The organism is Parasutterella sp., assembly GCF_057870745.1.
Map to the genome: position 1 here is coordinate 1 of NZ_DBMALT010000065.1, position 9,791 is coordinate 9,791.

The following is a 9,791-nucleotide window of genomic DNA, read 5'->3' on the forward strand; positions in this document are numbered from 1 at the left end:
TCACTGCAGACACCTTGGGGTTCGCTAGTCTTTCCCACTAGCGGGCAGACTCGGGACTTTCACCCTATAGAGAATGCTCATGCCGAGCACACCAAAAAGACCGCCGAAGCGGTCCGTAAAAAATGACGAAATTAATCGTTCACTTTCTGTCTTAACACGCCTTCGCTGTAAAGGCGAGCCATTTCAGAAAGCGGCAGCGGCTTGATCTTAGAAGCTTGACCTTCGCAGCCGAAAGCGATGTAGCGGGACTTGCACATTTCAACGGAAGCGGCGCGGGCTGCTTTCAGGTAGGCGCGCGGGTCGAATGCTTCGGGGTTTTCAACAAAGTACTTGCGGATAGCAGCCGTCATGGCCAAACGGATATCGGTATCGATGTTGACCTTGCGGACACCGTACTTAATAGCTTCGACGATCTCTTCAACAGGAACACCGTAGGTCGTACGGAACTGACCGCCGTATTTACGAATTTCTTCCAAGTATTCCTGAGGAACGGAAGAAGAACCGTGCATCACAAGGTGTGTATTCGGGATGCGGGCATGGATTTCTTTCACACGCTGAATCGAGAGGATGTCTCCTGTCGGCTTGCGAGTGAATTTGTAGGCGCCGTGGCTCGTGCCGATCGCGATGGCCAGAGCGTCAACCTGTGTTTCTTCCACGAACTGAGCGGCCTGATCCGGATCGGTCAGTAGCTGGTCGCGTGTCATTTCAGCGTCGGTACCGTGGCCGTCTTCTTTGTCGCCTTTCATGGTTTCCAAAGAGCCCAGGCAGCCGAGTTCGCCTTCAACGGAGACACCGACTTTGTGAGCCATGTTAACGACTTCTTTGGTGACGTTAACGTTGTAGTCGAACGTAGAGATCGTCTTGCCGTCGCTCATGAGGGATCCGTCCATCATCACGGAAGAGAATCCGAGATTGATGGCGCCTTGGCAGACCGCCGGGCTCTGACCGTGGTCCTGATGCATACAGACCGGAATATGCGGATAGGATTCAATAGCAGCCTTAATCAGGTGCTCCAGGAAAACTTCACCGGCATACTTACGAGCGCCGGCTGAAGCCTGCATGATGACAGGCGCGTTTACTTCGTCCGCAGCCTGCATAATGGCCTGAACCTGTTCAAGATTATTAACGTTGAAAGCCGGAATACCGTAGTTATTTTCTGCTGCGTGATCAAGGAGTTGACGCAACGACACGAGAGCCATGTTTTGATCTCCGAATATTAATCCAAAGGGATTCTTGACCGAATCCGTAATCTGTTAATTCTAACCAAATACGATCGGCCCCTTCAATAACAATACTGAGCTGTAGCAATATTTTGCGTTTCCGTTTTCCTTACTCAGAGAGCTCTTCCATCACTTTTAAACAAGACAAAAGTTCATCCCGAGTATGCACGCCGAACTTCTTATAGAGATTCAGCCGATGACCTTGAACCGTTCGTTCTGACAGCCCTAGGCGGTCGCCGATTTGTTTGCTGGTCAGCTCCTGGACCAAGAGTCGGACAATGCCTTTTTCTCTTTCGCTCATTTCATGGAAGATCGCTGCGATTTCCTGAGGACTTTGTCCGCTGTTTTTTACGTTCCAGCGATTCCAGCAGTTCTCCAGCACAGCATCCAGTTTTTCAGCTTCAATCGGCTTTTCCAGAAAATCAAAGGCTCCGCGTTTTAAGGTACGTACAGCGGTTTCCACATCGGCGTAACCCGTGATAATGACCACGGGAAGCTGAACGCCGTCGGAAAACAATTTTTGCTGGAGCGCCAGACCTGACATGCCCGGCATGCGGATATCCAGCAAGATGCATCCGGGAATGAGCATATTGTCTTTCTGAAGAAATTCTTCAGCTGAAAGATAGTCCACAGAACTCCAGCCAAGACATTTCAGCAAAAATGTCAGGCCGGTCCTTACGCCGACATCGTCATCAACAATTCGAATAAGAAATCTCTTTTTTATACCGGGATCGATGGTCATATTTTTATCTTCAGACGTACAGTTACTTTCAGGCCGCCTTGATCACGCGGAGCATATTGGATGACGCCGTTCATCGCCTCCAGTATGGATCTGACGACAACCAACCCTAAGCCCAGTCCTTCGGACTTTTCGCTCTTAAAGGTTTGCGTACCGAGCTTCGCGACATCTTCCTCAGAGAGCTTTCTGCCGCTGTTTTCTACCGTAAGAATCGCCGAATCCTCATCCGTTTCCAATACAACCCAAACCTCAGGACGTTCCACTTTTTGGCTCTCTTCCATTGCATTTTTCAGAAGATTCCAGAAGAGGATTTCCGTTTCTACCGGATCGCCCTCAACATCAACATTCGGCGCACACTTAACATCGACGGCGACACTGTTGTGGAATTTCATCTTCAGTGTCTGCGTAATTTCCTGAACGATACTTGTCAGATCTACTCGAGCCTCTCTTGTCACGGTCTTTCTAGAGTAGTCGCGAACTTTGTTGACGATCTGAGAAGCACGCTTTAATTCATGCTCCATCTGTCCGAGGCTAAAGTCGAGCATTTTTTCGTCCGGGACCTTCTTTTGTTTACGAAGGGCCTTCAGTCCGTCTACAAAATATTTACATGCAGCTAAAGGCTGATTCATCTCATGCGCGAACATAGAAGAGAGCTGTCCCACCAGATTGATTTTTTGCTGTGTCTCTATTTTCTCTGCAAGCTCCCTGGATTTCTCCAAAGTCCTCCTTCTGCTTGCTTCTGCTACCAAGAGTTTTGCCGTAGCGCGATCAACCAACTTCTGAGCGCGCCAGCTGTGCACCACCAGACCGAGAATTCCTAGAATGACAATAACAAACGCCGGCCAGAACTCAGTCAGCACCCGTCTTACCGACCACTCCCGAAGGTATCGGTAGGGTCCGACTTTTAAAGATCGGTACAAGTCGTCGATCGGCTTGAAGTCAGTTGCAATCGACCAAGCCTGTCCGTCTTTCTCCGGTTTCATCGACAGCAATGCGAGCGTCATCTCTCTGGCTAATTCAGGATCCACTTTATATGTGGCGGCAAATGTGTTGTTCGGATAAGCACGCGTAGAGTGAAGACATTTGATCGGTCCGGGTTTCGCTCCGATGACCTTGAGTTTATCCATCACCGAGATATTCTGAAGTTCGTACTCTTCCAGCCAGCAGGCCCTGACATAACCGACGTCGCCTTTGCCTGCAATGATGTCATTGATAATTACAGAGGCCGTTTCACCAGCAAAAATGACTTTTTTAAAGAATTTTTCGTGGTTGTAGCCGCGGTTCTCCAGTTCGGCCATACCCGTTCGATAGCCGTGAAACGCCGTCTCGTAGTTGGCCACCAGGACCTTGCCTTTCATGTCTTCAAACTTAGTGATGTCCTTCCGGTCTCTTCGCGTAAAAAAGACACCCGCCGTCCCGAAATTCGGTTTGGTTTTGGCTGCGATCACAATCGTGGCCAAGTCTCGAGCGCCGAAGGGACGCATCCGATAGAAGAAACCGGAGCTCGCGAAAAAGAAGTCGATTTTGCCTTGTTCAACGGCTTGCTCTAATTCCGAAGACTGATAAACCCTGGCTGTGACCTTTCGGGGCGCAAAAAAGTTTTGAAGGTGCTTGAGCGTCGGACCAAAGTTCATGTCCGTGCTCAGTGGCGGTGAAAAATGAATAAGTCCGATCGTTATCGGGGGCTCGGCATTCGCGGCCGCCGATAAAGAAATGAAGATGGAAAAAACAAATGCGAATAACGATCGGAACATGCTGTTGAATTAGTTTTTGTCACCGTGGCAGGAAGAGCACTTCTTCAACTGATAATTATGGTGGCAGGCGTAGCAGGGTTCAAGAGATGCACTGGTATCCTTGTATCCGGGTTTCGGAGGCATCGAATGCTGAGCATGACAGTCAATGCATTCCGTTGCGGCTTTTTCGGGACCGCCGGCATGTGGAATCCATACATGAGGGTTTACGGGACCGCTGTCAGAGGGCGCCTGAACGTTTTTCTTGATCAAGTCGTCAAAAGTCGGTCCGTGGCAAGCCAGACACTGCTCTTTTTTCATCGCTTCGGGAGCGTTCTGAGCAAATACGGCGCCGGCTAGAAACAAGGAAAGCAAAGCGGGAAAAATAACTTTTATTGTCTTCATTTTTTCTCTGCCGGCGGTTTCCCGCCGGCATCTTTCAGTTGACAGTTAGTTGGCTGCTGCGTGTTCACCGGCCCAGCGCCCCGGCATGATGGCGCGAGGCATACCGTTGCCGACATAGAGACCGCCGGCCGTTTCACCTGCGGCATACAAGCCCTTGATCGGCTTCATGTCCTGACCAAGAACCTGAGCATTGTCGTTAATGGCCAAACCGCCCGTCAGGTTGTGAACGCAGAGGACTAAGCGCACGGCATGGAAAGGACCCTGCTCGATTTTCTTCGTGAGGCTTTCAGCCGGTTTATCAAAGTCATCATCTTTCTTAGCGTCTACAAAGCCGTTGTAGCGAGCAACCGTCTGCTCTAAGTTCGGCTGATTGGTTAACTTGGCCAATTCGGCAAGCGTCGGAGCCGTGAAGGCATAACCTTCTTCACAGGTCGGAGCCTTTGTATCCCAATGGTATTTCTTAGCGGTGGCATCATCGAACACCGTCCACAGGAACTGGTCGGGCTGTGCAAGGGCTGCGTCATAGAAGGTGTAGCCGCCGAGGTTGGCTTTATCGAGCTCTTTCACAAAGCGGTCACCGGACTTGTTCGTGAAAATCACCTCAGCCCAGCGAGGACCGGAAATGCCGAGGCCAGGAGCACCGTACTTGCTGCCCTTCGGGAAGCCGTAGTGTGCTGTACCGAACTTGCGGCGAAGATGAGGCGTGTCTTCACAGCGATCACCGACATACATACCGCCGGCTCTCATACCTGCAAGGATTGCACTGCCGTCCGGAGCAACGAACGGATATCCGGTGGAGATCATGTTTTCCGTGAAGCGAGGATCGGTTAAGCGTCTGAGCTGCGGATTTGCTTTCCAGCTTCCGCCGGCGAGCACGACACCCTTGTTGGCCTTAACGTTCATGATCGAACCGTCGGGTTTTTGAACCTTAGCACCGACCACGGCCCCCTGATCGTTAACGTAGACGTCTACGACTTTATGTTCCAAGAAAATCTGGCCGCCTTTGCCGGTGAAGTATTCGTAGTAAGGCATCATGATGCCGCGTCCGGTCATGAATCCGCCTGTCGGCTGCGGTTTACGGCCGCCTTCGCCGGAGTCTTTCCACCAAATATGATGGTAGGACTCGTGATGCTGAGAGTCATATTTACCGGGTTTAGTGAATGTCGGGAGGAACTTCACGCCGTGTTCTTCCAACCAAACCTGAGTTCCGGGGCACCATTCGGAATACTTCTTGACGAGTTCCGGCGTGTTCTTGCGATATTCGTGATGTGCCGGATTGGTCAGCTTCTTATAGAGCTGCTCGGGCGAGTCTTCTACGCCGTGTTCTTTCTGCGTTCTTGTTCCGCCGCCTAAGGCGATGATGCCGCCGTTAATGATGGCGCAGCCGCCGTAGTTCTTGCCTTTTTCCATCACAAGAACTTTAGCGCCTTTGTCGAGGGCAGAAATGGCGGCGGACATGCCGGCAATTCCGGAACCGGCGACTAAGACATCGGTTGCTGCATCCCATTTAGCGGGAAGCTGGATTGTCGCAACATCGGCTGCCGATGCGCGATTAGAAATGAAGGCACCTGCTGCAGCCGCACTAGAAGCGGCTAAAAAGGAACGACGTGTTGTCATGTTTTTTCTCCTTGAGTTGTTTTTGAACTTCAAGGAAATTGTCGTTCCGGTACCTACTCGAGTAACTTGATATCAATCAAGAGAAGTTAAGATTGATCTAAGGATAATCACTAGCCCAGTCTTGATTTGTGGCCGAAACCTTTCAGAATTCCGTTTCCAATGGCATAAGCCAATTTACGCTGGAAGGCTCGCGTACGCAGCTTCTTTTCCTCTTCAGGATGCGACAAGAAGGCCGTCTCCACAAGCACGGAAGGAATATCCGGCGCCTTTAACACTGCAAAGTTTGCCTGCTCTACTTTTCCACGGTGCAGCTGATTGATTCTCGAGAGTTCGTTCAGAATTCGAGCGCCGTAAACCATACTGTCCGAAACCTGAGACGTCATGGACATATCCATCAGGATTCGAGCAATCTGCTTGTCTTTATTGCTGAGGTTAACGCCGCCGATCAAGTCGGCATCATTCTGCTTGCGGGCAAGCCAGCGGTTCGCCGTAGATACCTGACCTCTGGTATTCAACACGTAAAGAGACGATCCTCTCGCCGTCGGCTTAACCCAGGCGTCGGCGTGGATCGAAACAAAGAAGTCTGCTTTGGCCGCACGCGCCTTCTGAACTCTTCTCTGGAGCGGAACAAAGTAGTCCCCGTCTCTGGTGAGCATGGCTTTGACGCCTTCAATTTCGTTAAGTTCCTGGCGCAAAATTCGTGCAATTGCCAGCACGACGTCTTTTTCTCTTGTCCGATGTCTTCTTCCGATAGCGCCCGGGTCTTCTCCGCCGTGCCCCGGATCGATCATGATGACCAAGGTTCTGACCCTCGGAGAGCGAGTTGGTTTCGTCTTTGAAGGCTTTGTCTGTGCCAGCTGCGTTTCCGGTTTCTTTGCCGGCTTCGTCTGCGACGGCTTTGAGGTCCCTTTCGGTTCTTCATCCGGACGCATCGGAGCAAGCGAGCCATCCGCAATACCCGCCAAGATTTGGCCCAGCTGATCGACCTCTTCTCCGGAGTCAGCGCGGTTTTCCTCCATTCGCTTCTGACCTTCGGCAACCTGAGCCAAAAGGCTCTTAATCGCGTCCGGCTCAGATTCTTCCTTCTGGATGATGGCCATCAGAGGATCTTTCTGTGTCGCCGGATAGATGTCAAAAACCAAACGGTATCGGTATTGGCCGGCCGGCTTCAGCGAGAAAACCTGAGGATCGACATCGGTCTTGAAATCAATCGAGATACGAACCACATTCGGTCGGTTCTGGCCGACCCGAATTCTGGAAATATAGGGATCGTTAGGCTTAACTTTTTGAATAATCTGCTTGAGCTTATCGGTCAGAAGCAAACCGTCAATATCCACAGCCAATCTGACCGGATCGGAATTGCGCAGAACAAAGTATTTGAACTTCATCGGCGCATCATGCTCAATCGTGATGCGTGTGTATTCTTCCGCAGGCCAGGCGCGGACGTCGACCACTTGGGCTCCGTACGCCGGAGACCAGGGAACAAAGGAGAGCAAAAGAGCGCCGCCCGCTCCTTCCAAAAACGACCTGCGAGTGTTCATTATTTTTTGAGTACTTCTAAAACTTGATTGCCGAGAGCAGAATTTGCTGAAATATCACAGACGCGGCCCTCTCCCTCATTCTTAAGCGTGATGGTCAGATCCGGCTGCGGAACAAAAGGCTCTGCCTTGGACGTCCACTCGGACGCCACTACCCTTCCGGGGCCGTAGTTCTCGCGGAATCCGGCTTCTTCAAATTCGACCGGATCCTCGAAACGATAGAAGTCAAAATGATTGACCGTAAAGCCGTCGACCTTGTAGGTCTCCAATAAAGAGAAGGTAGGACTTTTTACACGGCCTTCAAATCCTAGGGCGCGCAGAGCGGATCGCATCAGGTAGGTTTTACCGGCGCCTAAATCCCCGACCAACTTGATGTTGAGTCCTTTTTCCAGGATTTCGGATTTAACGGAGTCCAAGGCTCGAGCCAGCCGAGCGCCCAGTTCTGACGTCGCTTCTTCGTCAGCGAGATGAAACTCTAAGGAATGTGCGTCTGTATTCATTCATTTCTCGAAAATTATTCTAAAGATACCACAGCCTCCGGGATTTTGATTCGACCGAGATGGTCATCTCGGGCCGTGTTTGGCCTGGTTATTCAAGAGCATTGACAGCTAAAGAACAAAGTTATGGCCTTCTCTCCTTTTCGTTTGTATTATCTCGGCTGAATTTAACGCTTCGAAGAAGCCGAAAAACGACTATTGCATCTCAGCAGCAATTCGTTTGACGTGTTTTGCGGGCGACTCTCCGAACAGGTTTCTAAACTCTCGGCTGAAATACGTGGGACTGTCATATCCGACTCGATAGCAAGCCTGAGCTGCCTCGAACTGTTCATCAATCATCAGTCTCTTGGCTTCTGTAAGACGTAAATTCCGAACAAACTGACTCGGCGTGCTTCCGACGATCTCTCTGAATCTCCGGTAATAAGAGGCGGTGGACATTCCGACTTTTTCTGCCACGGACGAATGATCGATCGGCTGACTGAAATGCGCAGAGAGCCAATCCACAGCTCTCCTTATTTTATTCTCCGCAGTTCCTGGGACGTAAAGCTGAGAAAAAGCTATCCCCAACGGACTCGTTAGAACTCTAAGGTAGATCTCGCGTTTGACGATGTCACTAAAGAGCGCCGCGTGTTCAGGATGGAGCGCCAACTCGGAAAGTCTCAGGAAAGCATCCAGCAATCCTTCATCCGCCTCATACAAAGAAAAGATCTTTGAATTTCCCGTCTCGCTGCCAATCGCCTCTTTCTCCGACAGAAAGGCAATTGCCTGGTCGCACAGCTTTGGCTCAATCGTCAGGCTGATTGCGAGGAAAGGATTGGTTTCGGAAGCGTCCACTGCCTCGAATGAATCCGGCATAAAACTTCCGGTCAGCAGGCATGCACCGGTACCGTACAAAAATTCTTCATCTCCAACCAGAGCCTTCTTAGATCCGTTAACAACGAGGGAAAAAGAAGGCTTAGAAATCAAGCAACCAAACTTTCTGTCACTCTCTCGACGAATGAATCTGACGGAATCCAAAGTTTCAGGAACTATCTGAGGATCCGAAGTGATCTTCTCCAGATTTTCTGCTAAGGATTGAATAAGTAATGTTCTGTCGATCATTAATTGAGAATTTAGGGCAATTTATAGAGATTTTAAGTTTATTCCAAAAGTTAATTCCTATGTAATATTTCATACATAAATTCAAGGAACAATCCAATGATTCGAAGAACTTTTATGGGAATAAGCCTGATGTCAATTCTCAATATTGGAAATACAACAGAAGTAGGTAAAGAAAATAAGGCAAGGAAGGCCTTAATTATCTATTTTTCCAGAAACGGAATGAACTACTGGCACGGCGACACCAAAAATCTTGCCGTCGGCAATACTGCCCGCATGGCAAAGGTCATTCAGGAAGCGACCGGAGCTGATGTTTGGGAAATCCAGCCAGTTCACAACTACCCGTTCGATTATCGGCAGACCACCGCTGAAGCACAAAAAGAACAGGAAGCCGACGCCAGACCGGAATTCAAACTTCCGATGCCTGATCTTGCTCAATACGACTTGATTTTCTTCGGTCATCCGATTTGGTGGTCGGAGATGCCGATGGTCGCTAGAACCTTCCTAGACAAGGCAAACCTCAGAGGAAAGAAGATCGCTCACTTCTGCACGCATGAAGGAAGCGGGTTCGGCGGCTCAGAAACGGACTTAAAAGCTCGACAACCGCAAGCCGTCTACCTTCCGTCTCTCGCTATCGCAGGAACTCATGTAGATAGTTCAACCAAAACTATTCAGAACTGGGCAAAGAAAATGATTAAGGAAGGAGATCGCAAATGAAAAACGTTTTAGTACTTACCGGCGCCGGACAGATCGGTTTAGCGATCGTGAGAAGAATCGGTTCAGGAATGAAAATCGTCGTATCCGACAAAAACGCTGCGAATGCCGCCTCCGCCGCCCTGCTCCTCAATAATGCAGGTTTTGATGCCGTCGGACAGAGGTGCGATATCTCATCAAAAGAATCCGTTGCCGAGTTAATCAAGTTTTCCAAAGAACTCGGACCGATTACT

Annotated in this window: 10 protein-coding genes; 2 read left to right on the forward strand and 8 right to left on the reverse strand. The window is 50.1% G+C overall.

Annotated elements, in window-relative coordinates:
• Positions 1–131: 131 nt before the first annotated feature.
• The 8 genes from fba to ACZND6_RS12135 form a co-directional block, all read right to left on the reverse strand.
• Positions 132–1,199 (reverse strand): class II fructose-bisphosphate aldolase, encoded by a 1,068-nt coding sequence (gene fba / locus ACZND6_RS12100; protein ID WP_293704742.1) that lies wholly within the window; start codon positions 1,197–1,199, stop codon positions 132–134.
• A 130-nt stretch (positions 1,200–1,329) separates the two neighbouring features.
• Positions 1,330–1,962, reverse strand: a complete 633-nt coding sequence (locus tag ACZND6_RS12105; RefSeq protein ID WP_293737688.1) for a response regulator transcription factor — start codon at positions 1,960–1,962, stop codon at positions 1,330–1,332.
• Positions 1,959–3,713 carry a sensor histidine kinase gene (locus ACZND6_RS12110; protein ID WP_293737689.1) on the reverse strand — a complete coding sequence of 585 codons (1,755 nt, stop codon included), beginning with the start codon at positions 3,711–3,713 and terminating at the stop codon, positions 1,959–1,961. The genes ACZND6_RS12105 and ACZND6_RS12110 overlap by 4 nt, the downstream gene beginning before the upstream one ends.
• A 9-nt stretch (positions 3,714–3,722) precedes the next feature.
• Complete coding sequence (locus ACZND6_RS12115; RefSeq protein ID WP_293737690.1) at positions 3,723–4,094, reverse strand: cytochrome c3 family protein; 372 nt, start codon at positions 4,092–4,094, stop codon at positions 3,723–3,725.
• A 45-nt stretch (positions 4,095–4,139) separates the two neighbouring features.
• The gene (locus ACZND6_RS12120) at positions 4,140–5,711 is read right to left on the reverse strand and encodes an FAD-dependent oxidoreductase (protein ID WP_293737691.1); all 1,572 of its coding nucleotides are present in this window, start codon (positions 5,709–5,711) and stop codon (positions 4,140–4,142) included.
• Positions 5,712–5,821: 110 nt separating this feature from the next.
• Positions 5,822–7,252: an N-acetylmuramoyl-L-alanine amidase gene (locus ACZND6_RS12125; protein WP_293704121.1), complete on the reverse strand. Its 1,431-nt coding sequence runs from the start codon at positions 7,250–7,252 to the stop codon at positions 5,822–5,824.
• Positions 7,252–7,749, reverse strand: a complete 498-nt coding sequence (tsaE, locus tag ACZND6_RS12130; RefSeq protein WP_293737692.1) for a tRNA (adenosine(37)-N6)-threonylcarbamoyltransferase complex ATPase subunit type 1 TsaE — start codon at positions 7,747–7,749, stop codon at positions 7,252–7,254. Before tsaE ends, ACZND6_RS12125 begins: the two co-directional genes overlap by 1 nt.
• Positions 7,750–7,941: 192 nt before the next feature.
• The gene (locus ACZND6_RS12135; protein ID WP_293737693.1) at positions 7,942–8,847 is read right to left on the reverse strand and encodes an AraC family transcriptional regulator; all 906 of its coding nucleotides are present in this window, start codon (positions 8,845–8,847) and stop codon (positions 7,942–7,944) included.
• A gap of 96 nt (positions 8,848–8,943) precedes the next feature.
• Here ACZND6_RS12135 and ACZND6_RS12140 point away from each other — a divergent pair, with 96 nt between their 5' ends.
• Both ACZND6_RS12140 and ACZND6_RS12145 read left to right on the forward strand, forming a co-directional pair.
• Positions 8,944–9,561 carry a flavodoxin gene (locus tag ACZND6_RS12140; RefSeq protein ID WP_293737694.1) on the forward strand — a complete coding sequence of 206 codons (618 nt, stop codon included), beginning with the start codon at positions 8,944–8,946 and terminating at the stop codon, positions 9,559–9,561.
• On the forward strand, positions 9,558–9,791 hold a 234-nt coding region (locus ACZND6_RS12145), incomplete at its 3' end, for an SDR family NAD(P)-dependent oxidoreductase (protein ID WP_489524730.1). The genes ACZND6_RS12140 and ACZND6_RS12145, both read left to right, overlap by 4 nt.